17 protein-coding genes are annotated in these 25,799 nt (G+C 42.3%); 15 read left to right on the forward strand and 2 right to left on the reverse strand.

Translation table 11 applies throughout. The features are described from left to right. Position 1 precedes the first annotated feature (1 nt). From nuoD to BJI48_RS09640, 15 genes are all read left to right on the forward strand, one after another. Positions 2-1,231 (forward strand): NADH dehydrogenase (quinone) subunit D, encoded by a 1,230-nt coding sequence (gene nuoD / locus BJI48_RS03685; RefSeq protein ID WP_095332038.1) that lies wholly within the window; start codon positions 2-4, stop codon positions 1,229-1,231. Next, on the forward strand, positions 1,228-1,458 hold the full coding sequence (locus BJI48_RS03690; RefSeq protein WP_095332040.1) for an NADH-ubiquinone oxidoreductase subunit E family protein: 231 nt from the start codon (positions 1,228-1,230) through the stop codon (positions 1,456-1,458). Before nuoD ends, BJI48_RS03690 begins: the two co-directional genes overlap by 4 nt. Before the next feature lie 2 nt (positions 1,459-1,460). Then, positions 1,461-3,386 (forward strand): FAD-dependent oxidoreductase, encoded by a 1,926-nt coding sequence (locus BJI48_RS03695; RefSeq protein WP_095332042.1) that lies wholly within the window; start codon positions 1,461-1,463, stop codon positions 3,384-3,386. Then, on the forward strand, positions 3,347-5,659 hold the full coding sequence (locus tag BJI48_RS03700; RefSeq protein WP_095332044.1) for a 2Fe-2S iron-sulfur cluster-binding protein: 2,313 nt from the start codon (positions 3,347-3,349) through the stop codon (positions 5,657-5,659). The genes BJI48_RS03695 and BJI48_RS03700 overlap by 40 nt, the downstream gene beginning before the upstream one ends. Further along, positions 5,637-8,177 (forward strand): NADH-quinone oxidoreductase subunit G, encoded by a 2,541-nt coding sequence (locus BJI48_RS03705; RefSeq protein WP_095332046.1) that lies wholly within the window; start codon positions 5,637-5,639, stop codon positions 8,175-8,177. Before BJI48_RS03700 ends, BJI48_RS03705 begins: the two co-directional genes overlap by 23 nt. After that, complete coding sequence (gene nuoH / locus BJI48_RS03710; RefSeq protein ID WP_095332048.1) at positions 8,174-9,163, forward strand: NADH-quinone oxidoreductase subunit NuoH; 990 nt, start codon at positions 8,174-8,176, stop codon at positions 9,161-9,163. The genes BJI48_RS03705 and nuoH overlap by 4 nt, the downstream gene beginning before the upstream one ends. Before the next feature lie 9 nt (positions 9,164-9,172). Beyond that, a complete protein-coding gene (nuoI, locus tag BJI48_RS03715) occupies positions 9,173-9,757 on the forward strand; it encodes an NADH-quinone oxidoreductase subunit NuoI (RefSeq protein ID WP_095332050.1) in 585 nt (194 codons plus the stop codon). A gap of 9 nt (positions 9,758-9,766) precedes the next feature. Continuing rightward, on the forward strand, positions 9,767-10,387 hold the full coding sequence (locus tag BJI48_RS03720; protein ID WP_095332052.1) for an NADH-quinone oxidoreductase subunit J: 621 nt from the start codon (positions 9,767-9,769) through the stop codon (positions 10,385-10,387). Further along, the gene (gene nuoK, locus BJI48_RS03725; RefSeq protein ID WP_095332054.1) at positions 10,384-10,686 is read left to right on the forward strand and encodes an NADH-quinone oxidoreductase subunit NuoK; all 303 of its coding nucleotides are present in this window, start codon (positions 10,384-10,386) and stop codon (positions 10,684-10,686) included. The genes BJI48_RS03720 and nuoK overlap by 4 nt, the downstream gene beginning before the upstream one ends. Positions 10,687-10,689: 3 nt before the next feature. Further along, the gene (gene nuoL / locus BJI48_RS03730) at positions 10,690-12,570 is read left to right on the forward strand and encodes an NADH-quinone oxidoreductase subunit L (protein WP_095332056.1); all 1,881 of its coding nucleotides are present in this window, start codon (positions 10,690-10,692) and stop codon (positions 12,568-12,570) included. Positions 12,571-12,573: 3 nt separating this feature from the next. Continuing rightward, the gene (locus BJI48_RS03735; RefSeq protein ID WP_095332058.1) at positions 12,574-14,151 is read left to right on the forward strand and encodes an NADH-quinone oxidoreductase subunit M; all 1,578 of its coding nucleotides are present in this window, start codon (positions 12,574-12,576) and stop codon (positions 14,149-14,151) included. A gap of 1 nt (position 14,152) precedes the next feature. Next, positions 14,153-15,646, forward strand: a complete 1,494-nt coding sequence (nuoN, locus tag BJI48_RS03740) for an NADH-quinone oxidoreductase subunit NuoN (RefSeq protein WP_095332060.1) — start codon at positions 14,153-14,155, stop codon at positions 15,644-15,646. A gap of 27 nt (positions 15,647-15,673) precedes the next feature. Continuing rightward, complete coding sequence (locus BJI48_RS03745) at positions 15,674-18,025, forward strand: flagellar protein (RefSeq protein WP_095332062.1); 2,352 nt, start codon at positions 15,674-15,676, stop codon at positions 18,023-18,025. 21 nt (positions 18,026-18,046) lie between these two features. Beyond that, on the forward strand, positions 18,047-19,444 hold the full coding sequence (locus BJI48_RS03750) for a phosphomannomutase/phosphoglucomutase (RefSeq protein WP_180763037.1): 1,398 nt from the start codon (positions 18,047-18,049) through the stop codon (positions 19,442-19,444). 1,566 nt (positions 19,445-21,010) lie between these two features. Beyond that, entirely contained in the window at positions 21,011-21,601 is a 591-nt protein-coding gene (locus tag BJI48_RS09640) for a methyl-accepting chemotaxis protein (RefSeq protein ID WP_257874375.1), read from the forward strand. Positions 21,602-22,122: 521 nt separating this feature from the next. Here the strand turns inward: BJI48_RS09640 and BJI48_RS03760 are convergent. Then, on the reverse strand, positions 22,123-23,694 hold the full coding sequence (locus tag BJI48_RS03760) for a dipeptide ABC transporter ATP-binding protein (protein ID WP_095332068.1): 1,572 nt from the start codon (positions 23,692-23,694) through the stop codon (positions 22,123-22,125). Continuing rightward, a complete protein-coding gene (locus BJI48_RS03765; protein ID WP_257874371.1) occupies positions 23,669-24,697 on the reverse strand; it encodes an ABC transporter permease in 1,029 nt (342 codons plus the stop codon). Before BJI48_RS03765 ends, BJI48_RS03760 begins: the two co-directional genes overlap by 26 nt. Positions 24,698-25,799 lie beyond the last annotated feature (1,102 nt).

The raw sequence follows: 25,799 nt of genomic DNA on the forward strand, positions 1-25,799 counted from the left end.
GATGGCACAAACCTACACCCGATTAAAGCCCCAATTTGAAAACATCATTTTTGAGCAAGACAATGACAAAATGATTGTAAATTTCGGTCCCCAGCACCCATCTTCACACGGCCAACTCCGATTGATTCTCGAACTTGATGGCGAAAAAATCATCAAAGCTACGCCCGATATTGGCTATTTGCACCGGGGTATTGAAAAGCTAGCAGAAAATATGATTTATAATGAATTTATGCCTACAACTGACAGGCTCGATTATACCGCTGCGACAAGCAATAACTACGCATTTGCCCACGCTGTTGAGATGCTTTTGGGTATTGAGATACCCCGTCGTGCTCAAGTCATCCGCACAATGCTTTTAGAACTCAATCGTATCATTTCGCATATTTTTTTCATCGGGGTTCACGGAATGGATGTTGGGGCGCTCTCGATGTTTTTGTATTGTTTTAAAACACGTGAATACGCCTTGGATTTGATGGAAGATTATTGCGGGGCAAGACTCACGCACAATGCCGTGCGTATCGGGGGAGTGCCACTAGATTTGCCCCCAAATTGGTGTGATCATCTTGAAAAATTCATCCAAGAAACCTACGAAACGATTGCCCTCATTGAGGGGTTGCTTGATAACAATCGTATCTGGAAAGCCCGCCTTGAAAATGTCGGGACCATTTCTCCTGCAATGGCAAAAAGCTGGGGAATGAGCGGGATAATGCTACGGGCAACAGGGATTTGTTATGATATCCGCAAAGAAGAGCCTTACGAGCTTTATGGCGAACTTGATTTTGATGTGCCTATCACAGATAGTGGGGATTGCTATGGCAGATACCGCCTATATATGGAAGAAATCCGAGAATCCATCAAGATTTTAAAACAACTCATCAAAATCTACCCAGAAACTGACACCATCTTGATGGCAAAAGCCCCTGACTATATTTCTTCGCCAAAAGAAGATATTATGACGCAAAACTATGCGTTAATGCAACATTTTGTCTTGGTTACTCAAGGGATGAGACCCCCCAAAGGCGAAGTCTATGCCCCCACAGAATCCCCCAAGGGTGAATTAGGATTTTTTATCCATTCAGAGGGCAATCCCTACCCCCATCGTGTCAAAATCAAAGCACCAAGCTTTTTTCATATCGGCGCACTCCAAGACCTCCTTATCGGGCATTATCTTGCCGATGCCGTTACGATCATCGGCTCTTCTAACGCCGTTTTTGGGGAGGTGGATAGATGAAACGATTTGATCTCAGACATCTCAAAAACGATTTTATCACCCGTTTGGGAGAACTTATCGATTCAGAACTCCAAAATGGCGAGGTGGGGATATTTATCTTTGAAGTCGGCGATTTCTCCAATGTCCCCAAAAGTGCTACATTTATCAAAGAACGCGGGGATGAGCTGTTAAATTCTATCCGTTTCAATCAAGTCGATTGGACACTTGTGGTGAAAAAAAGGAATTGAATATGCTAAGCTTCACGCCCTATGCCATACCAAAAAAAGATTTTCCAAATCGCCTTGAAAACGATAATATCAAGGCATTTGTCGGCTGGGATGGGGCGGTGATTTTTGATGAAAACACCGATATTTTAGATATGCTCAAAAATTACGCCTTTCAATACCAATGCTACGCCCAAGCCTGCGGGCGTTGCACGCCGGGCAAATACGGCGGGAGGGTGCTTTATGAACTCCTTAGCAAGATCCAAATCCAGCCAGAAGCTGATGATATATTGCGTTTAGAAGAAGCGTGCCATCTGATGGTAGCAACGAGCAAATGCGAGATTGGCAAGACAACGCCAAAACCGATTTTACAGATGTTAGAAACCAAAAAAGAAATTTTCCTCCAGAATAAACAAGAAAACCCCGCAAAACCCCAGCGCTACATCGCCAAAATCACCGCTCCTTGCACCGATGCTTGCCCATCACACGTGAATATCCCCGCTTACATCGAGGGGGTGCGGGATATGCTGTTTGCAGACTCCTTGAGTGCGACAAGAAGTTCGATGCCCTTAGCCCAAGTCTGTGGCAGGGTATGCCCCCACCCTTGCGAGAGCGCTTGTCGGCGTTTGGTGCTTGATGAGCCTATCAGTATTATGGAGCTCAAGCGTGTCGGTGCAGACTATGAATACGATATGCACCTACCTTACCAACACCCAACATCGCCTAAAAAAGCGGATTTGGAGGCAAAAGTTGCTATCATTGGGGCAGGTCCAGCAGGGCTAAGTGCGGCGTATTACCTCGCACTAGAAGGGATCTATGCGGATGTATATGAAGCCCTGCCCGTGCTAGGCGGGGAAGTAGCTGTGGGCGTGCCTGATTATCGGATGCCTATTTCTCATTACAACCACGATATTGATATGCTAAAAAAAATGGGTGTGCGATTTTATACCTCTAGCCCGATGGATACAGCCTCGATGGAAGCCCTCGAGCATTCCCATCAAGCCATCATTTTAGCCACAGGAGCAAGGATCTCAAAAATGCTCGGCATTGCTAGCGAAAACCCCCATCTTGGTGGTTATATCCCAGCGATAAAATTTATGGACGCTGTCAATCTCGCACAAAAATTTCATATCGGCACGCTCCCAAATATCACGGGCAAAAATGTCGTGTGTGTAGGCGGGGGATTTACCTCGATGGATGTCGTGAGATGTGCGGTGAGACTGGGGGCAAAGTCCGTAACAATGCTGTATCGACGTGATGAAAATATCATCATCAAAAACACCTCCAAAGAAGAATATCACGAAAGCGTAGAAGAGGGTGTCCGATTTGAATTTCTCTGTGCAGTCGAATCCATAGAATCCCAAGATAACCAAATCACTGCGGTCAAAATCGCCAAATTTGAACTCAAAAAAACGCCTGATTCGCCCAAAGGCGAACTCATCAAAATCGATCAACCCCCTATCACGCTCCCTTGTGATATCCTTATCCCCGCAGTTTCACAAATCCCTGATTTTTCTTATCTCCCCGAACAATGGGAAATCCAAACCACCAAATGGGGCACGCTCCAAACCGACCTTGGCACGTTTCAAACCAGCAAAAAAGGCGTATTTGGTTGCGGGGATTGCGTGAGCGGACCGCTTACGATTGTCAATGCTGTAGGGCAAGGCAAACGAGTAGCGAGTGTCGTGAAACGCTACATCGCAAACAGGGAAGTTAGCCTAAGTGATGAAGAAAAAATGGAAGATTATCTCCATAAAATCGGGGTATTCAACAAGGACGAATCCGTTTCTGGCTGGATAAAAGGCGTGCCAAGAGCACATAGTCAAATCACCCCAGCTGAGCAAAGAAAACACAGCTTCCTAGAAGTCAATCAAGGGCTTTTAAGACAAGATGCCTTAGAAGAAGCCCAACGATGTATGCGATGTTATTACATCGCAATGGCGGTGGTGTGATGGAAATTATTATCAATGATAAAAAATTCGCTTTCAAGCCAAATGAAAGTATCTTGGATGTCGCTAGAAGAAATGATATCTATATCCCTACCCTCTGCCATCTCCCCAAACTCGCTCCTGTGGGGGCTTGTCGGATGTGTATCGTGGAGGAAGCAAACGGCAATATCATCGCTTCTTGCAAAAGCCCTGCCATAGAGGGTGCGAGGATTTACACGCATACAAAGAGGCTCGAACGCCACCGCCAAGAGATTATGAAATTTCTATGTATCAATCACCCGTTAGAATGTGGCGTATGCGATAAAAGCGGGGAATGCGAACTCCAAAACAAAGTCCTTGAAACCAAAATCCCTTTTCAAACATTTAGTGCCAAACAAAAACAAGATGATTTTTTATTATTCAAAAATAAAATCTATGATGAAAGTCTCTGCATTATGTGCGAACGCTGTGCGCGGGCTTGCAATCAAATCGTGGGGAACAATTATCTACGTGTCATCACGGGGGGATATGCCTCAAAAATCGGCTTAAATGAGCAAAATCATTGCGAAGACTGCGATGAATGCGTGAGCGTATGCCCAACCGGGGCGATGATCTCACAAAGATTCCAATACAACTCCAATGCGTGGGAGTTAGAAAAAATGCCAAGTTCTTGCACCCATTGTGCGCTGGGGTGTTATATCGTTTATGAAGTCAAAAACACCAACCAAACCACCCATATATCAAAAAACAAAAAAATCTATAGGAGTAGCACACAAATGGAATTTGCCCAACTCTGCCATTCCGGCAGGCATCATTTTATCAATGCTCCCATCTTGCAAAAAGACGATTCCGCCCTCCAAAATGCCATAACAGCCTTTGAAAATGCAAGTGCGATTCGTATGGGTAATCAAACCACCAACGAAGAGGCCTTGATCCTCACTCGCCTAAAAGATAAACTAGGCGTGAAACTTTATTGTGAGGATGCAAGGGTTTATAAAGATTTTATTCATAGGCTAAAATCCACATCCAACGCCCCCATCTATGCGATAAAAGACGTTCTGAAAAATGCGGATTTGTGTATGAGTATGGCGAGTTTTATTTTTGATGAAATGCCTGTGCTAAAAAGCCAAATAGCACGGGCTATCACCACGCAAAAAATCCCATATGTCTGCTTGCACCCCATCCCTGATGAGCGCCTCAAAAAACACCAATATATCCAATATGAAGTCGGCACAGAACTCGGTGTCATCGCTTTGATGTTGGCAAAATTTCTCAAAAATAGCACACCTGAAAACGAAGTGGCTGATTTTATCGCAAACCTCGATATTGGCTATCTGAGTTCTGAATCCAACGTGGGTGAAGAAGAAATCGAAAACCTCGCTACATTGCTAGAAACATCGCAAAATCCTGTTTTGTTTATCGGGCACGAACTTTTCTACCACCCACGTGCTACTGAGATCGCCTATATGCTCGGGCTTATCGAGAAACACACCCGTTTAAAAATCATCGTCCTCTCCCCTGCGGGCAATGTCGTGGGGATTTCGCTGATCTGCTCACTTGATAGCGATGATGGCGAAAATAAAAATGTCATTGGCTACCGCAGTGATGGGGAATTTTGCCTCAATCCAGTTCTTGAAAATATCAGTTATGATGAAAATCCCGATTTTGCACCCAAAAGCGATTGTGCCATCCCTGCCCTCACCCAGCTAGAAGCGACCTTTGTAAGCACGGATTATCATTTATTCCCCCTTGCTCCCGCATTGCCTTATGAGGGCTATGATATTTGCGATATTGCCCAGCATTTTGGATTCAAAGAAAGCTTTCTGGTAGAGCTCACGCACCAACTCCCCAAAGAAAAGGGCTTCCAGAATATCGCTTATGATGATTTGCAAAATCAAATTGATAAAAATGGCGAGGAGATTCGGGGATACCCGCTGGTTTTAAAGCCATTTGACACGCTTAAACCCAGCACTTTAGAGCCGATTGATTTTTTGCCTGAAACCAACGGGTCGATTTGCTACACCCCGCAACATTCGGGGAATTTTTTGGGATTTCTTTCGCCGAAGATTTTAGGCTCCAAGCAATTTGGTATCACCAATAAAATCGCTTCAAACCAAAAGGTTTCTTTTAATATCGCCGGCAAAGAATTTCGATGTGAATTTGTCGAAAAAGACTATCTCAAAGGGATGATTGCGATTTTTGAAAGCTCAAAATACCCTATTTCAAGCCAAAAATACCCGTATGCAAAAATCACCATCAAGCAATGGAATGAAGATGATAAAGATAACCATAGATAATCACCCCATCGAATGCCTTGAGGGGCAAACCATCCTTGAAGCAGCCAGAAGCCATAATATTTATATCCCTGCGATTTGTTATTTGACAGGCTGTTCGCCTACGGTGGCGTGCAAAATGTGTATGGCAGAAATGGATGGGAAGCGTGTTTATACCTGCAATGCAAAAGTCAAAGACAATGCAGAGATTTTCACCCAAACCCCCGAGTTACTCGCCGAAAAAAAAGCGATTATGCAAACCTATGATGTCAATCACCCCCTAGAATGCGGGGTATGCGACAAAAGCGGGGAATGTGAACTCCAAGACTTGACCCTAAGGATGCGTGTAGAAAGCCAACATTTTAGCGTGCAAGATGACCCAAAAGAGTCCAAACACTGGGCGCAAACCATCTATGACCCCAATCTCTGCATTATGTGCGAACGTTGCGTTACTACCTGCAAAGACAATCTCGGCGAAAGCAATCTCAAAGCCGTCAAAACCGAATTGCATTCTCCAGATAGTTTCAAAGATAGTATGCCAAAAGACCCATTTAGCGTCTGGAGTCGCAAGCAAAAAGCTTTGATTGATTTTGTCGGCGAGACCCCGTGTTTTGACTGCGGTGAGTGCATTTCTGTATGCCCAGTGGGGGCATTGGGCTATAAGGATTTTAGCTACACAGCCAATGCGTGGGAACTCCAAAAAATCAGCTCGACTTGCCAACATTGCGCTGCAGGCTGTTTTATTAATTATGAAGTCAGACACCAAGACATATTAGGCGAACAACCCAAAATCTTTCGGGTCAGCAATAATTTCAATCACAATCCCATCTGTGGGGCAGGGAGATTTGCATTTGATACAAGTTCAAGCACGCAAGGTAGCCAAAACCTACTTGAAGCCAGGATTGCCCTGCAAAAAGCCACAGCTGTTCGTATCGGTGGGAATATCACCAACGAAGAAGCCTATCTCATCGAGGGTTTGCGCCAAAAGCTCGGCTTTAAGCTCTATTGTGAAGAAAGCAGAAAATTCCAAGAATTTTCCCATATCCTTTCACAAGACACACCCCAAAATCTTTCAGCCATCAAAAATACCGATCTCATCATCACGCTAGGTTCAGCTATCAAGACGGAAAACCCCCGTATCCGATATGCGATCAATAACACCCTCAAGCTCAACAAATCTTCTTCCCTCATCTACGCCCACCCCATCAAAGACGCCTTGATAGAACGACTTGGTAGAAATGTCTTGCCTATCTATTATGCCCCACAAGCCGATGAGATTATCTTAGGAGCGATATTTTTGAGCCTAAATCTCAATCCAAACGATTGTCTAAAGCCTCTATTACAGACCCAAAAAACCCTACACAAAACCATCGCAAAAACGATCAAAAAAACCCTCCCACCAGAGGGCGACCAGCCGGCTAAAGAGATAAGCGAAAAAGTCGATGAAACTATAGAAATCCCTTATTATGCGATGTTTGAAGAAATCGGGCTACCCCAAGAAACCTATGAAAAATTCTCCGCTCTTCTCAATTCTGCCCTCGTCTCTCCTAACGCACCGGTTTTAATCATCGGACAAGATATTTATACCCACCCAAAAGCCAAAAACATCGCCGCCCTGCTGGCTTATCTGCAACAAAACACGCCTATTAAAATCATCCTCATCCCGCCACAAACCAACTCTGTAGGCATTTCGCTCATTTGTGCGCTTGATAATCAAAACACTACCTGCGATAAAGAAAAGAGCCAAGAATATATCGTTGGTATCCGCACAAAAGGCGATTTCACGATGGATTCAGACCAAAGTAATGCCAAAGGTAAGCCCTCCAAAGAAGTAGATTTTATCCTCCCAGCACTCAATCAAATTGAAGGCACTCTGACCAATTTTGAGCACCGGCTTTTGCCACTCAAAAACGCTCTCCCCTTTGAAGGATACGATTTGAGCGATATTGCACAAGGTTTTGGCTTCAGTGGGGAAAGCCTTATTGATTACACGCATTTATTGCCTACAAAAGCAGGCTACCAACCTACCCATTTTGATACGCTCAAAAACTTCTACGCACGCAGTGGGGAAGACAAAAGGGGTTATCTTTTATCGCACAAACAAAGCTTTTTTGAACAAACCATTCCCGAGGGGACACAAAACCATCAAGACAATCACATTCCCCCCCAACATATCAAAGACCTCGAAGACATTGCGGGAGCGATTTGCCCCATAACGCCCATTTCACCGATTGTATCTAACACGCCCAATGCTATCAATGCCTATCTGAAATACCCCCAAAATCAATTTGAAACCACGATAACAAGCCAAAATCTCCAAACAAAAATCGGCATTTACACATCCAAAAATCACCTCGAAACCCTCGGTCTCAAGCAAGGCGACATTATTTGTCTAACAAAGGACAATCGTGAAATCAAATCCCCCATTTATATTGATGAGGATATGCAACAAGATATTTTTGTCATCTCGCCTTGTCTGGATGAGCAAAACATATTCAAAGATAATATTTTCCAACACCTCACCCGAAAGGAATGCTTATGAGTGCCTATATCATCGAAACCTTGATCAAAATCTTGGTGGTCGTTTTGGTATTTTCGTTTTTAGGGGCATTTGCGACGTATCTTGAAAGAAAAGTTTTGGCATTTTTTCAACGCCGATTAGGACCTGTCTATGTCGGACCTTGGGGACTTTTTCAAGTGCTTGCTGATGGTATCAAGCTCTTTAGCAAAGAAGACATCTTGCCGATGAATGCCAACAAATTGATTTTCACCCTCGCGCCTATCATAGCGATGATGAGTGCGTTTATATCGATGGCACCGATCCCATTTTTTGGCGATTTTACGTTGTTTGGCTACCCCATCAAACCTATCATTTCAGATATTAATGTCGGGCTTTTATTTTTCTTGGCAGTCGGTTCTGTAGGGATTTATGCCCCGATATTAGCTGGGCTTTCTTCTGGGAGCAAATACTCCCTCATCGGGGCTGCAAGGGCAGCCATCCAGCTTTTGAGCTTTGAAGTAGTCAGCACGCTAACCATCTTGGCCCCGCTAATGATTGTGGGTTCGCTTTCTTTGGTTGCTATCAATGATTATCAATCCGGTAGCGTGCTCAATTGGCTCGTATTCAAGCAACCCTTAGCATTTGTGCTGTTTTTGGTTGCTAGCTATGCTGAGCTCAATCGCACACCTTTTGACCTCCTCGAACACGAAGCCGAAATCATCGCTGGCTATGCTACTGAATACAGCGGGCTAAAATGGGGGATGTTTTTCTTAGCAGAATACGCCCATATGTTTGCATTCTGCTTTGTGATTTCGATTATCTTTTTTGGTGGCTACAATCCTTTGTGGTTCATCCCTGGGGGCTTAGCTATTATCTTAAAAGTCTGCTTTTTTGTGTTTTTGGCGATGTGGGCAAGGGCGACATTCCCGCATATCCGCCCCGATCAACTAATGCAGATGTGCTGGAAGATTATGATGCCCCTGGCATTACTCAATATTTTGCTTACAAGCATTGCGATCTTGCTTTAGGAGAATCAAATGGCAAAACAACATTACAGATGGATACAGCTACAAAAATCACCAACCACCCCGCCTCAAAAATTCTTTGGGACACTTAAAACCACCCTTGGAATGGATCTTTTCAAAGGGCTTGCCCTCACGCTCAAGGAATTTTTTAGCAAAAATGTAACCGTGCAATACCCTTTAGAAACCCTCCCTTTAAGCCCAAGATACCGAGCCGTGCATAATCTCCAAAGACTGCTTGAATCTGGTGAAGAAAGGTGCATTGGCTGTGGTTTGTGTGAAAAAATCTGCACGAGCAATTGTATCCGTATCATCACGCACAAAGGCGATGATGGGAGGAAAAAAATCGACAGCTACACGATCAATTTGGGGCGCTGTATTTATTGTGGGTTGTGTGCAGAGGTTTGCCCAGAGCTTGCGATTGTGATGGGGGCGCGATTTGAAAATGCCAGCGAACAACGGGCGCATTTTGGTATCAAAGAAGATTTCTTAAAAAACCCCATTGAGGCAAAAAACCACTCCCAACAAGAATTTCAAGGTTTTGGCGCTCCAAGCTATGATGCGGATACAAAAATCAAAAAAACCCCTTTGGATTATTAGGAGATACGAATGTTTGCAGTGATTGCTTTTTATCTTTTTGCCTCTTTGAGCTTGGCGATGTTTCTTGTTGTTGTAACGACTAAAAACATCTTATATGCGATGACTGCCCTTGCAAGCGGGATGATTTTCATATCGGTGTTTTTCTTTTTGCTTGATGCCGAGTTTATGGGCGTGGTGCAAATCGCTGTTTATGCTGGGGCTGTCATCGTGATGTATGCGTTTGGGATGATGTTTTTTGATAGCTCAAGCGATGTTATCGAAGCCTCACTCTCCCCCAAAACCCTCTGTGTGCTTGTCTTTGGGATCGCACTTATCTTGACACTTATCTTTGGAGCGCCGATTATTTCTGCTAATCTCTCCAATATCCAAACGGATACAAACCTAGCTATCACAAAGCAAATGAGCAATATTGAGCAAGTCGGTTATGTGCTTTTTACCAAATATCTCATCCCTTTTGAAGTCGCTGCGATTATGCTTTTGACAGCAATGATTGCCGGGATTGCTACCGGTATGCGCAAGGTTTGTTTCCCAACCGAAGAGATACCTATAAATCAAACCCCAACCAATCAGACCCCAACAAAACAAGAACTAAGCGAGAGAATACCTACGCCTACAAAGGAAAAATTATGATAACACTCGGGCATTATTTAATCCTTTCAGGATTGCTATTTTGTGTCGGATTAGCAGGTGTTTTGAGGCGAAAAAATATCTTGATGTTGTTTTTTTCCACCGAGATAATGCTTAATGCTATCAATATCGGATTTGTCGCCATCGGGCATTTTATCGGCGATATGACTGGGCAAATGTTTGCACTTTTTATCATCGCTATCGCAGCGAGCGAGGTTGCTGTGGGGCTAGGGCTTGTGATTATGTGGTTTAAAAAACACAAAACCCTTGATATTGACAATCTCAACACAATGAAAGGTTGAAAAATGAATTTTTTATCAGATAACCATTATATTTTTCTTTTGTGTTTAGTTCTATTTGCACCGCTTGTTGGGGCGATATATGCGGGGTTTTTTGGAAGCAAACAAAAATTTTTGCATATTGGAGTTTTTAATTCCTTATTGATTTTTATTGCATTCATCGCTGCAGTCTTTTTGTTTATCGCCACAACCAATGGCGTGCGCTTTGATTTTACTTTGATGGACTGGATGGCATTAGGGGACTTTCAAACGGGGTTTTCTTTTGTTGTTGATTCTGTGAGTGCGGCAATGATTTTTATCGTGAGTTTGGTTTCACTCGTGGTGCATATCTATTCGATCGGCTATATGGAAAAAGATTTGGGATTCAATCGTTATTTTAGCTACCTTTCAGGCTTTGTATTTTCGATGATGGTTTTGGTGCTAAGTGATAATTTCTTGGGCTTATTTATCGGCTGGGAGGGCGTGGGCGTTTGCTCGTATCTCTTGATTGGCTTTTGGTATCAAAAAACAAGTGCCAACACTGCTTCTATAGAAGCATTTGTGATGAATCGCATTGCTGATCTAGGGATGCTTTTAGGGATATTGATGATTTATTGGGTGTTTGGGTCGCTCAAATACACAGAAGTATTTGCGCTTATCTCAAACCCTGAGGTTTCGAGTTTTGATTTGAGTATCATCGGCATTTTGCTATTTATCGGGGCGATGGGAAAATCCGCCCAATTCCCGCTACATACCTGGCTTGCCAATGCGATGGAAGGCCCGACACCTGTTTCTGCACTCATCCACGCAGCCACAATGGTAACCGCAGGGGTGTATCTGGTGATCCGTGCATACCCGCTCTATGAAGCCATCCCCCATATAGGTTATTTTATCGCCTGTCTGGGGGCATTTGTAGCGGTATTTGGGGCGAGTATGGCAGTGGTAAATAAAGACCTCAAAAGAATCATTGCTTATTCGACACTCTCCCAGCTTGGTTATATGTTTGTAGCAGCGGGTATTGGGGCTTATTGGATCGCATTGTTCCATCTAATGACACACGCTTTTTTCAAATCCCTTTTGTTTTTGGGTGCGGGCAATGTTATGCACGCAATGGAAGATAAACTCGACATTAGCAAAATGGGAAAACTTTTTGCGCCCTTAAAAGCCACGTGTATTTTGATGATTATCGCTTCGTGTGCGCTTTCTGGGGTCTATCCTTTTGCAGGATTTTTCTCAAAAGACAAGATTTTAGAAGTCAGTTTTGGGAGCGGGCATTATTTTTTGTGGTTATTACTTTTAATAGGCGCGATGATGACAGCATTTTATAGCTTTAGGCTTATTATGCTCGTGTTTTTTGGTCCCAAAAAACATTCCATCCCTCACCCCCACGAAGCCAAACCCTATATGTTGTATATAATGTCCCCGCTGGGCGTTTTGGCTATTATTTCAGGTTTTTTTGAAGAAAATTTTTCTCATTTTATTTTCCAGACCATTCCGTTAAGGCAAGTTTTTCACGCCCCCGTTACACTGCTTATCGCCATCACGAGCGCGGTTGTGATTATCTCGATCCTTTATGCTATCTATCGATACAAAAATGGCTATGAGGCATCTCAAAACAAAAAAATAGAAAACGGCTTTTTCTACAAGCTTTTAGCCAATCAATACTATATCCCCCAGATTTATCAAAAAATCTTTATCGCCCCGTATGGAAAAATCGCCACTTTCTTATGGAAAAAAATCGAAATCAAAATCATTGATGCGAGTGTCGATAGCATTGGTAAGGTCTTGGTATCTCTAAGCAAAATCCTCCAATTTATCCAAAATGGCAATCTCACACGTTCGCTCCGCCTGATGACTTTGGGGATTTTAGTTATGCTTGTTTTTGCCATCATTGGATTTTGGAGGTAACTTATGGACTATCTACTCAGTATCGTTATTTTTTTCCCTGCGCTTGCCTCTGTGTTTGTTTTTATTATGGACAACAATGTCGCCAAGCCCTATGGTATCACCATCGGATTGATCGAATTGATTTTGGTTGTCGCCCTTTGGATGGGATTTGATTATACCAATGAGGGTATGCAGTTTCAAAATGCGTTTGCACTTATCCCCACTTATGGTATCAACTATCACGTCGGTATTGATGGGATTTCACTTTTTTTGCTCGTTTTGAACGCTTTTATCATTTTTTTGGCGACGATTTATCTCAACCAGCCCAATGACAAAAACCACCTCGTCGTCTGCTTGCTGTTATTAGAGAGTATTTTAATGGGCGTGTTTTCATCTTTGAATGTGGTTTTGTTTTATATCTTTTGGGAAATATCACTCATACCTATTCTCTATATGATCGGGGCTTGGGGAACTGGAGAAAAAATCTATGCGGCGTTAAAATTCTTTTTATACACATTTTTTGCTTCATTGATTATGTTTGTTGGAATACTTTATTTTGGGTATCTGTATTTTATCGCTTCAGGAGAATGGAGTTTTGATATCTTAGATTGGTATCGCCTCGCTTTGCCTTTTGATATCCAAATATGGCTATTTTTGGCATTTTTCATCAGTGTGGCTGTCAAAATCCCTATCTTTCCTTTTCATACGTGGTTACCCCACGCTTATGGGGACGCCCCAACACTAGGTTCTGTGGTCCTAGCTGCGGTGCTACTCAAAATGGGAACTTACGCTTTGGTGCGTTTTTCTCTCCCGCTTTTCCCTGATGCGAGCTTTGCACTGGTAATCCCTGTGGCAATTTTGGCACTTTTTATGGTAATTTATGGCGGGTTGCTTGCCTTTGCTCAAACCGATATGAAACAAGTGATTGCCTACAGCTCCATATCCCATATGGGCGTGGCTGTCATCGGTATTTTTGCGCTCAATGTTCTTGGGATTGGCGGGTCGGTATTTGCGATGGTAGGGCACGGCATTGTCAGTGGGGCGTTGTTTATGCTTGTAGGGATGCTCTATCACCGCAGAAAAACAAGGCAAATTGCAGAATTTGGCGGGCTTGCTGGCGTAATGCCAAATTTTGCTACATTATTTGGTATCGTGATGATGGCAAATGTTGGGTTACCCCTCACCGTCGGATTTGTGGGGGAATTTTTCAGTCTCTTGGGATTTTTCAAAACCCACCCTATCATCACCCTACTCGCAGGCACAAGTATCATCATATCGGCGATCTATATGCTCCATCTCTACAAAAAAGTATTTTTTGGCTCGATTCAAAACCCAAAAAATCTTGCCTTAAAAGACCTTTGCCCGCGTGAAATGAGCGTGATGATCCCACTCGTTGTCGTTATTATCTTTTTAGGTATCTATCCTAAGCCCCTTTTGATACCCATCCAAAACAGCACCCAAGCACTCATCGAGATAATGAATGATCGCGCAGTCAGAGAGGATACAAAAAATCATCTACAAAATCAGTTGCAAAACACCATACGCAAAAACCAGTCTATAGAAGTGCCAATCGCAAATAACAAACCAAGTAATGAGGTGTGATATGCTAGAAAATTTTTATATTCCTTTAGATGATTTAAAACTCCACACGATTTTGCCTATGTTTATCGTGATATTTGGGGCTATTTGTATCCTCAGTGCCAACGCATTCACACTCAAATTTTCCCGTAGCCTCAATGTCGCCCTCTGTATGCTTTTTATCGTGATTGACTTGGCTTTTGTGCTGGGTTTGCGGGGGTTTGATGTGGGATTTTTTGGGACAATTTACCTTGATGGGATCTCAATCCTCACCCAAATCATCATCCTTGTTGGGAGTTTATTTTTTATCTTTTTAGCCATCTCAAAAGAACGTTACGCCGAATTTCAAACGCCCGAATTTTACCCGCTCTACCTATTGATGACAGCGGGCTTTCAGTTTATGGTTTCTAGTGATAATCTGATTTTGATCTTGCTAGGACTTGAGATTGCCTCGCTTTCTTTGTGTGTGCTCATCGCATTCAACGACGAAAATACCGGCATTGAAGCCGCTATCAAATACTTTGTTATGAGTGTTTTAGCCAGTGCATTTTATGCGATGGGGGCGATGATATTTTATCTAGCTACCGGTAGCGTGGAGATCCACCAAATTGCCACAAGCATTTATCAAAATGATTTTGAACCCACATTGTTACTCATTACAGGGCTTGTGTTTATGATTGGGGCGATTGGTTTTAAAATCTCGCTCGTCCCATTCCATACGTGGATGCCCGATGTTTATGAGGGTAGCAATCCAGTGCTTGCAGGCTATATCTCGATTATTCCCAAAATCGCAGGCTTTGCCATCGCCATACGCATTTTTGATGAATTTATCAAATCCCAAATCCCTTGGGTAGAAAATCTCCTCTATATCCTCGTTGTCATCACGATTACGCTCCCCAATATTATGGCTTTTATGCAAGAAGACATCAAAAGAATGCTTTCTTTTAGCTCCATATCGCATTCAGGATTTGCTTTGGCTTGTATTTTTATCAATACCACCCAAAGCCAAAATGCAATGTTTATTTATTGGTTTATGTTTTTATTTACAAATATCGGCTCATTTGCCATCCTGTGGCTCTCAAAAAACAAACAAAAGCTTTGGCATCCCCATTACGACCACCCTTATGCGAAATTTCAAGGGCTCGTGCGGGTCTATCCATTGATGGCAATATTACTGGCTATTTTTATGTTTAGCTTAGCTGGAATACCACCTTTTGCGGTGTTTTGGGGCAAAATGCTCGCTGTGAGCTCAGCTATCAATGCCGGCTATATCTGGCTAGCGATCACAATGATGTTAAACAGTGCGATTGCAGCGTATTATTATTTGAAATTAATTGTTTTTATGTTCCTCAAAGAGCCGATTGTATCGCAGGAAAATGCCGAAGTTTATATCGAAAATGCAACCTACTCCATCAAGGGCGTCATCGCAATTGCAGCGATTATTTGTTGCCTCTCGATTTTTATGGTCCAATTTTTGCTTGACATCACATCAAGTTATATCACCAATAGTGTTTATTGATATTTTTTGGACAAATCGGAGAAATCATTGCATATTGCGAAAATATTTTTACTTATTTTTTTTCTTGCCAATCTGGCATACTCGCTTGAAATCGCAGTCAATTATGGCAAAGAAAATTCAAAAAATTTCTCCGTGCTTAATCTCAAAGATTCCAAGCCTTTTTTATGCAAAGAAAAGCCAAGCCACGCAGACAACACGCATATCATCGAATGCATCATCGATGCGATACCTCAAGAAGGTTTCAGCCCAACTAGAACGATGTTTTTTGATTTTTACTATCGGATGATTGATGGGAAATTCCACCTTTATATTGAACCGAAAAAAAAACAAAAACTTTTTGCCATCCAAGGCGATCTCAAAAAAGATATCCGCCTCATCAGAGAAAAACCGACTTTTTCTCGCATATGGCAAATCGTAGGCTATGAAGATAAAATCCCATTTCTCTCCCACCAAAAACCCCGAGGGCTAAACTTCCCTATCTCCATACCCGATGCCCAAACACCCTTTATCGCCGAACTTGACATCAACAACAAACCCTTAGAATACACCAAGGGATTTGATTTTGATGCCTATATGCGGGCAAAATCCCAACTTGAAAAAAAATCCTATTATGAAGTCCTCAACACCATTAACGAAACACTCAAACAATACCCCAACACCATTTTCAAAAAAGATCTCTATCTCTATCAGATTATCGCTCTCAGCAAGCTCGATCAAAAACAACAAGATACCATCATCGACATCGCTACAAACTGGATCAAACAATACCCCAGCGATACTTCTATCCCCCAAGTGCTATATATGTTGGCAAAAGCCTACGCCGATATACGATACGATTCAGAAGCCCAATACTATTATAAAAGGATTATCCAAGAATACCCTAAAAATCGATATGCCCCGTTAGCAAAAATGCAACTTGCCATCGAGTTTTCCAACACCTCTAATATTGGACTTGCCTCGATCTATTTCCAAGAAGCCTATTCGGAGGCAAAAGACCTCGAAAGTGCGAGTGAAATCGCCATCAATTGGGCAAAATTTGAGGTAAAAAAACAAAATTTCACCAATGCAGAGGATTTGATTGAAAAAGTTCTCCAAGCTTACCCGCAATTTTTTCTTCTCAATCCCCAAAAAACCTATCAAACCATTGGGTTTTTGGAAAAAAATGCACTTTATAAAAGCGCTGCTAATATCGCCCAATATCTCTTTACACACACCGATGACAAACAGATCCAAGAACAAGTCGGTTATGATCTCGGCAATCTCTACGCAAAGGCTAATGAGTTTGACAAAGCCCATCAAGCAAATCTTGCTTACATCAAAAACTACCCAACAAGTCCAAAAATAAAAGAAGTGCAAAAACGCGATGATGAAATCTTATTCAAAATCTCTGGCGATAACAAAGAAAAACTCAAGCGCTACAACTATATCATCGCCAAATATCCCGGCACCAAAGAAAGCCAACAAGCATTAGAGAAAAAAGCCCAACTCCTCATTGATGAAAAACAATTCCAAGAAGTCCTTGCCATCAGAAAAGACCTTGGAGAAGATTCTGTATTTGTCCAAACAGCGCTAAATAGCCTCATCAAACAATATCTCCAAACAAAAGACTGCAAAAATGCCAATCTCTATCTGATACAAACCACGCACTACGATCTCACGGGGGAACAAAAACTCCAAGCGTTTCATTGCCTCTATAATGCCTCACTCAACAAAAATGCCCAAATCATCTCCAAAGATATGGCAAAACAAGCCAAAAGTATCGATGAAAAACTAGCTTGGCTGGTTAATGATGCCAAAAACCTCTACCAACTAGGCGATTACAAAACCTCAATGCTTGCTGCAAAAGACGCATTTTCGCTCGCACTTGCAAGCAAAAAATCGCAATATTATGATGTCGGATTTACATTATTTTTTGATCTCGCAAATATCAACAGCAAGGAAGAGGCATTCAAGGTTTATTCCCAGCTTGAAAAATTCTTTAAAGATGATTCCCGAATGATAAAAGTGTATGCCACGCTTCTGAATTGGGAAACGGGGATGAAAAACGATACGACTATACAAATCTATGCCAAAAATATCATTGCCCTGCAAAAAAAATACAAAACCGATGAATTTACCCCTTATGCAGAGTTTGAACTCATCAACTCCCTAATGCGTGTAGGCAAAGCCCCCGAGGCATTGACTGCGGTGAATAGCTTGCTCCAAAAAAATCTCACCAACGAACAAAAACAAAAAGCCCTCTATACCAAAGCGTCTATACAAAATCTCCAAAACAACGCACAAGGGGCAAAAGATTCATTTGAAAAATGCACCAAAATCCCAGCCGATTCCCCGTGGAAAAATCTCTGCACAGAGGGGTTGGATTTATTCAAACCATAAAAAAAGGAAACAAAATAGATGATAGATTCGAGCATCTTTAGAGAATACGACATTCGCGGTATTTATGATCAAAATCTCACCCAAGACATCGTTTTTACCATCGGGGTGCTACTAGGCGAACACATCAAGCAAAATGGTAGCACAAGCATTTTCATCGGTTATGATGCCCGCACCCACTCCCCACAGCTCTATGAATGGCTCAAAGCAGGGTTATTCCAAAGCGGGATTATGGTGTATTTTATCGGGATGATTCCCACGCCGGTTGCGTATTTTGCCACTTACAACACGATTGATGGGGTTAGCTCGCCTAATTCGATTATGATTACTGGCTCGCACAACCCCCCGCAATACAATGGATTCAAGATCACAATCGCTCGCAAGCCTTTCTATGGAAAAGACATCAAAGATTTGGGCGAAAAATTAGCCCAAAACCTACGCACCTATGTCCCCGCACCCATCCAAGACCACCCGATAAATGCACTCAAAGCCTATAAAGATTATTTGATAGAGCATTTTCCAAACCTCAAAAATTTCCCCTACCCCATCGCACTTGATTATGGCAATGGCGTAGGCGCACTCGGGCTAGAAGATGTTTTGGACGCACTCCATATCCCCCATCACGCATTGTTTGAAACGCCTGATGGGAGTTTTCCCAACCACCACCCCGACCCAAGTGAAGAAAAAAATCTCACCCAGCTTAAAAGCTATCTCAAAAGCCACGCTATCCCTATCGGGCTGGCATTTGATGGGGATGCTGATCGCATTGCTTTACTGACGGCTAACCACGACTACAAAGGCGATGAATTAGCGATTTTATTTGCCAAAAATCTCAGTGAGAATGGCATTTCCCCGCTGGTTATTGGGGAGGTCAAATGTTCGCAGATTATGTATGATACTATCGATAAAATCGGCAAAAGCGTGATGTATAAAACCGGTCATAGCAACCTCAAAATCAAACTCAAAGAGCTTAACGCCCATCTAGCTGCTGAAATGAGCGGGCATATGTTTTTCAATGACCGCTATTTTGGCTATGATGACGCTATTTATGCAGGTTTGCGGGCATTAGAGTTGTTTTTGAAGCAAACACCAAAAGAGCTTGAAGCGACCATAGAGAGCCTCCCAGCACTCTATTGCACGCCCGAAGAAAAAGTCCCTGCGAGCGAAGAAAACAAATTTATTATCATCGAAAAACTCCACGAAATACTCAAAAACCCCCCAAGCGACTTTCCAAAAATCCTCCAGATTATCAGCATTGATGGTGTCCGAGTGATATTTGAAGATGGCTGGGGATTGGTGCGTGCGAGCAACACAACACCTGTTTTGGTTACAAGATTTGAAGCAAAAGACAAACCAACTGCTGATTTTTACAAAAAACAACTCCTCGAATTGATAGAAAAAATAAAAAATCTATTGTATTAAACAAAGCAATCTCTCAAAAGCTCGAGGTTGTGATAAAATACGCGCCACTTTCCTGAAAAAATCACTCAAAGGACGTTTATGAGTTTCTCAAAATTAAGTATCGGTGCAAAAATTATCACAATTGTGTCTTTGTGCGTGGTATTGGGTATTTTTGTTTTAGGTTTTATCATCTCCGCTGAGGTCAGAAATGTCATCGAAGAACAATCTGATGCTGCTTTGAGTGCCAAAGCAGATATTGGTGCGAACAAAATCCGTATCGCCACCAATGGTGCCATCTCCTCCCTAGAAACCACTAGAAGTATCCTCAACACTGATAACACAAGCATCCAAAATCTTAAAAATATTAGAAATATCATTGCCAATATGGTGAGTAGCAATCATTACATCACACTCGGTTGGATCGCCATCAATGATAGCAATTATTACAACACTTCCAATCCTGATTTTATTGTCAATAATACATTTATACTCGAAATGCCAAAATCTGGCGACAAAGTTATCACCAAAAAATCTGATGGCTCTATTTTGAAAAATCGTGCCTATGTTGAAAGTATCAAAACAGGCGAACTCTCCTATGCACCGCCATCTTATAGCAAACTCCCTGATGGACGAACCATCTATGGGGTAAATATCGCAGGACCTATCAAAAATGAAAATGGTAAAATCATTGGGGCGATAGGTATATTTATTGACCTCAATATCCTCAAAGATATGTTATTAGATCCTGCTACAAAAACCTTTAAAGATGAGAATTCCTTTTTGCTAACTTCAGGCGGTAGAGTTGCATTGTCCTATGATGAAAAGCTCCAAAACAAATTCCTCAAAGATATCAATAAAGACCCGAGTGTTGATGAAATCATCAAAGCGCAAAAAAACAACACGCCCGAGATTATCAGCTATGGCGGGATGGCAAATGCCCAAAAAAGTATCCTAGCATTACAGCCATTCAAGATGTATGACAAAATCGACTTGACTTGGGTTGTGGGCGTTTATTCCTCTGAAGAAAGCGTTTATCAGCCTGTGCGAAATATTCAATGGCTCATCATCCTAACAAGTATCGTGATTATGCTCATTATTGTCATATCGATTTATTTCTATATCAAAACCAAAATCGCCCGACGTATCCATAATATCTATAATGTCTTGATTAGCTTTTTCCGTCTTCTCAATCACGAAACCAATAGCAATATCAAACTCCTAGTCGTCCAAGCAGAAGATGAACTAGGCAGAATGGGACACGCTATCAATGACAATATCACCAAAACGCAAAAAACCCTTGAGCAAGATAAAAATGCTGTCTCTGAATCCGTGCTTGTCGCCCAAGAAGTCGAGTCTGGCAACCTCACAGCCAGAATCACCAAGCAACCTGCCAACCCACAGCTTATTGAGCTCAAAAATGTCTTGAATAAAATGCTTGATGTCTTGCAACAAAAAATCGGTGCGAATATGAACGAAATCCAAAGGATTTTTGATGATTACAAAAATCTCAATTTCACTTCAGACATCAAAGATGCCAAAGGAAATGTAGAAATCACGACTAATATTTTGGGGCAAGAAATCAAAAAAATGCTTATCACTTCTTCAAACTTTGCAAACAATCTATCAGAAGAGAGCCAAAAACTAAAAATTGCTGTTGATAAACTCAATGAAAGCTCAAAATACCAATCTCAAAACCTCAAACAAACCTCTATATCGGTAGAAGAGGTTACCGACTCAATGCAAAATGTTGCTTCAAAAACCAATGATGTCATCGCCCAAGGGCAAGATATCAAAAATATCATCGACATTATCCGCGACATTGCCGACCAAACCAATCTCCTCGCCCTCAATGCCGCTATCGAGGCAGCTAGAGCGGGCGAGCACGGCAGAGGATTTGCTGTTGTCGCTGATGAAGTGCGCAAGCTTGCTGAAAGGACACAAAAATCCCTAGCTGAAATAGAAACCAATATCAATATTTTGGTGCAATCTATCAGCGATATGGCAGAATCCATCAGTATGCAAACCAAAAATATCACCCAAATCAATGAGACCATTGCCGAACTCGAAACCAATACCCAAAACAATGTTGGTATCGTGGATTCATCATTGACTATCAGCAACAATGTTAATCAAATCGCTAATGAAATCCTTGAAGACACCCGCAAGAAAAAATTCTAAATCTCTCTGCCTCAAAAAAGAGTCCAAATTTTGGACTCTAAAAACAAAATCCAAAAATTCATTCGATTCATCGCAAAATATCCCAATAAATACCAAAAAACAAGACAATAAAAAAATTTAAAATTCTAAAATAGCTGTGGCGTTTTGTATAAAACAGAGGCGGAATTTCAGGAGATATTTGCTTTTAACCTTAGTATAGTGATTTGAGGGGTATATTTAAAACCGAAAATGAAATTTTAACTGCATTTCATCACCAACAATCCTGCACGCCAAGTATAAAAAAACCGGGGACTTCATCACGAGTTTAAACGCCACAACTCCCATTTAAATGGCTTTTAAAGGATTTTGGAAGTGGGTTTAAATTCTTAAAATCTATATTTAAAATCTCTCTTCAAGTAAAACTAAAATCCACCAAGCACCCTTTTATGCTTTAAGTTTTAGGGACTTTTTGACTATCTGAGAATTTTTTCTATAAAAATAAACTTACAATAACCTATAGCGGGTTTCAAAATCAAAACCTATCAAAATCTTGCCTGCAACAACGCTTGAGTATAGGGGTTTTTTGGATTTGTAAAAACATCTTTCACATCCCCACTCTCCACCACCTTGCCCGCTTGAAGCACCATCACACGATCACACACCGCCTCGATAACATCCAAATCGTGGCTGATAAACAAATAAGCCAAGCCGAACTTTTCTTGCAAATCCAAAAGCAACTCAATCACGACTTTTTGCATACTCTTATCAAGTGCCGATGTCGGCTCATCAAGCACGATAATCTTGGGCTTGAGTGCGATAGCCCTAGCGATAGAAACCCTTTGGCGTTGCCCCCCGCTAAGCGCATAGGGATAAAATCCCATCAACCTACGTTCAAGCCCCACTGAATCCAAAATATCACCAATCAAATCCGAATGATTAGCAAGTCCCCCAAGCCTCAAAGCCTCAAAAATAATATCTCGCACACGCATTCTAGGATTGAGCGAGGCATAAGGGTCTTGAAACACCACCTGAATATCCCGCCGAAAAGGGCGAAACTCCCTATTAGACAGACTACTCACCGCCTGCCCCAAAAGATATTCCTCCCCACTACTCTCTATCAATCGCAAAATCCCCATCGCCAGGCTACTTTTCCCGCTCCCAGACTCACCGACAATCCCCAATGTCTCACCTGATTGCAATATGAAATTCACATCATTGACAATCATTTTGGCATTTTTTTTGAAAAAAAACCTTTTTTGTGCATAAGCGATACCAAAATGCTTGACTTCAAGAACCTTTTTCTCGCTTGGCAAAATGGATTTTTTAGGTAGTTTTAGAGCCTCTAAAAGTAGTTGTGTATAAGGATTTTTAGGCTTTTCAAACACGCTTCCCACCTCGCCACTCTCACATATCTTGCCCTCCTTAGCCACATAAACCCGATGGGCAAACCCCCGCACCACGCCCAGATCGTGGCTGATGAGCAAAACTGCGATTTGATATTGCACGCTAAGATTTTCCAAAAGCTCCATTATTTGCTTTTGAATGCTCGCATCCAGTGCTGTGGTAGGCTCATCGCAAATCAAAAGCTTGGGATGATTGATGATACTCATCGCAATCGCCACCCTTTGGCGTTGCCCCCCGCTAAGCTCATAGGGATAGCGATCAGCCAGCTCGGATTTCAAGCCTACTTGTGATAAAACCTCATCGAGCTTATGCAATCTTTGCTTTTTGCTTAAATCCGGGCAATGCAAAATCAGGGATTCTAAAATCTGCTTGCCTACTTTATGCAAGGGATTGAGGCTTGAAAGCGGTTCTTGAGCGATGTAAGCGATTTCTTTTCCACGAATCTTCCTGATTTGCCTTTCAGATAGCGCCAACAAATCACGCCCCTCAAAGGCAATATTGCCATTTTTGAGATTTATATGCGGGTATAGCTTCAAAATCATATTCGCAATGAAACTTTTCCCGCTCCCAGATTCACCGACCAAAGCCACCCGCTCGCCCGCTCGCACTTTCAAAGAAATATCTTGCACCATAAAGCCATTTTCAAAACCACAGCTCAAAGATTTGATGTCTAAAAGAGGTTTTTTATTTGGGACCGGTATCAAAGGCATCACGCACTCCCTCGCCAATAAAAACAAGAACCGAAAGCAACAAGCTCACAGACAAAAACCCCACAATAGCCAAATGAGGCGAAGAAAGGTTATTTTTGCCTTGATTGAGCAACTCGCCCAAAGACGCACTCCCCACAGGCATCCCAAACCCCAAAAAATCCAAACTCACCAGCGTCGCAATGCTCCCTGCCATTATAAAAGGGATGTAGGTGATGGTCGCAACCAAAGCATTAGGCAAGATATGATAAAAAATAATCCGAGTATCCAAAGCCCCCAACGCACGTGAAGCCTTGATGTAGTCCATATTTCTTCCCCGCAAAAATTCCGCACGCACAACCCCAGCAAGCCCCATCCAGCTAAATACCAAGACCAAAGCAAGAATCCACCAAAAATTTGGCGCTAAAAAGCTTGAAATCACGATCAATAAAAAAAGTATCGGCACGCCACTCCAAATCTCGATAAATCGCTGCCCAAACAAATCAAACAGCCCCCCATAATACCCCTGCAATGCCCCCACACTCACGCCAATAATGACACTAAAAATACTCAAGAGCAGCCCAAAAAGAATCGAAACACGATAACCATAAATCAATCTCGCTGCCACATCTCTGGCTTGATCGTCTGTGCCTAGAATGTGTTTGCTATCAGGACTTGTCGGTGCGGGCGAATCCAAATCCATCACGATGGTATCATAACGATAAGGAATCGGGGCGTGAAGCACAAAAGCATTTTTCAAAAGCTTTTTTACATCCGGGTCATTGTAGTTTGCCTCGGTATCAAAATCCCCGCCAAAGACTTTTTCAGGATAGCTCACAAAAATCGGGAAATACGCTTTGGAATCTTTGTAGATAAATAACGGCTTGTCATTGGCGATAAACCCCGCAAAGAGGGACATAACAAACAAAATGACAAATACCCACAGAGAATAAAATGCCCGTTTATTTGCACAAAACGCACGCCACCGCAATGCCCACAACGAAGATTCCCAAGAACCAAGACCCAAATCTGCTCCTTTTTTGGGAAAGATTCTACAAAAAAAGAATCAATCAAATTAAAAAATCCCTGAGTTTTAGAGCCACCAAGTGGTCTTCAGGTTTATTTTGGAAAAACAAACCGAGTTTGCACAATGAAAACCTTAGAAACTTATCTCGAACGCACAGCCTCTGGCTGGGTGTGAGAGGAGAAGCGTTAAGCCAAAGACAACTGCTTGTCTTTGGTAGCTTCGCACGGCGATTGCGATGTGCGACTATCAGGAGCACAGCAATACGCCTAAACCTTAGAAAAAAGACAACTGCTTGTCTTTGGTAGCTTCGCACGGCGATGCGTTTATGCGACCTTAAGGAGCATAGCAGACGCCCTTACTTTAGGAGCGAACACCAATTCAATCGGTGGGAGTGGTCTTCAGATTCAGTTTGAAAAACTGAATCGAATAAAACATAATGTTTTTTAAGCTTTAGCCTTTTAAGATGGAGAGTTTAAAGATAAATTAAAATCCTCTTGTTTTGATTTCCCTTGAGGGGGACAAGGGGCTTAAATTGCGAAGTCAGCCCCTTATCCCCCTCAAACTCATCGGGCGGGCGGGTGAAAACCCCCTGACCCGCCCCCTTAGCGGGTCAGATGACAGGGCGTAGCGGGCTGGGTTTGAGATTTAGTTTGTGAATGGAAACCTTAGAAAACGGGTTGATATTCCTGTGTTGGCAGGATATAACTCGGGTGGGCGGGTCAAAATCCTTTAGGAGCGAACACCAATTCAATCGGTGGGAGTGGTCTTCAGATTCAGTTTGAAAAACTGAATCGAATAAAAATAAAATATTCTTTCGTCGCGCTTGTGTGCTGTGAAAAATCGGAAAATTTTGACCCGCCCACCCAAATCGTTGAAGCAAGTGCGACCGCCGATTTTGTTTTATTATTTGAATTCGATTCGCTTAGCGAATCTGAAGACCACTTCAGGCGAGTAGATTAAGGTTTGGGCGTATGGTTATGCTCCTTAAAAGTCGCATAGGACCATCGCCGTGCGAGCCTAAAAAAGATAAGCAGTTATCTTTTTTAACGGCTCTCCTCTCACACCCAAAGCGTTGCTTTGTGCGTTTGAGATAAGTTTCTAA

Origin of the sequence: Helicobacter sp. 11S02596-1, from assembly GCF_002272825.1 — a bacterium.
GTDB lineage: Bacteria > Campylobacterota > Campylobacteria > Campylobacterales > Helicobacteraceae > Helicobacter_J.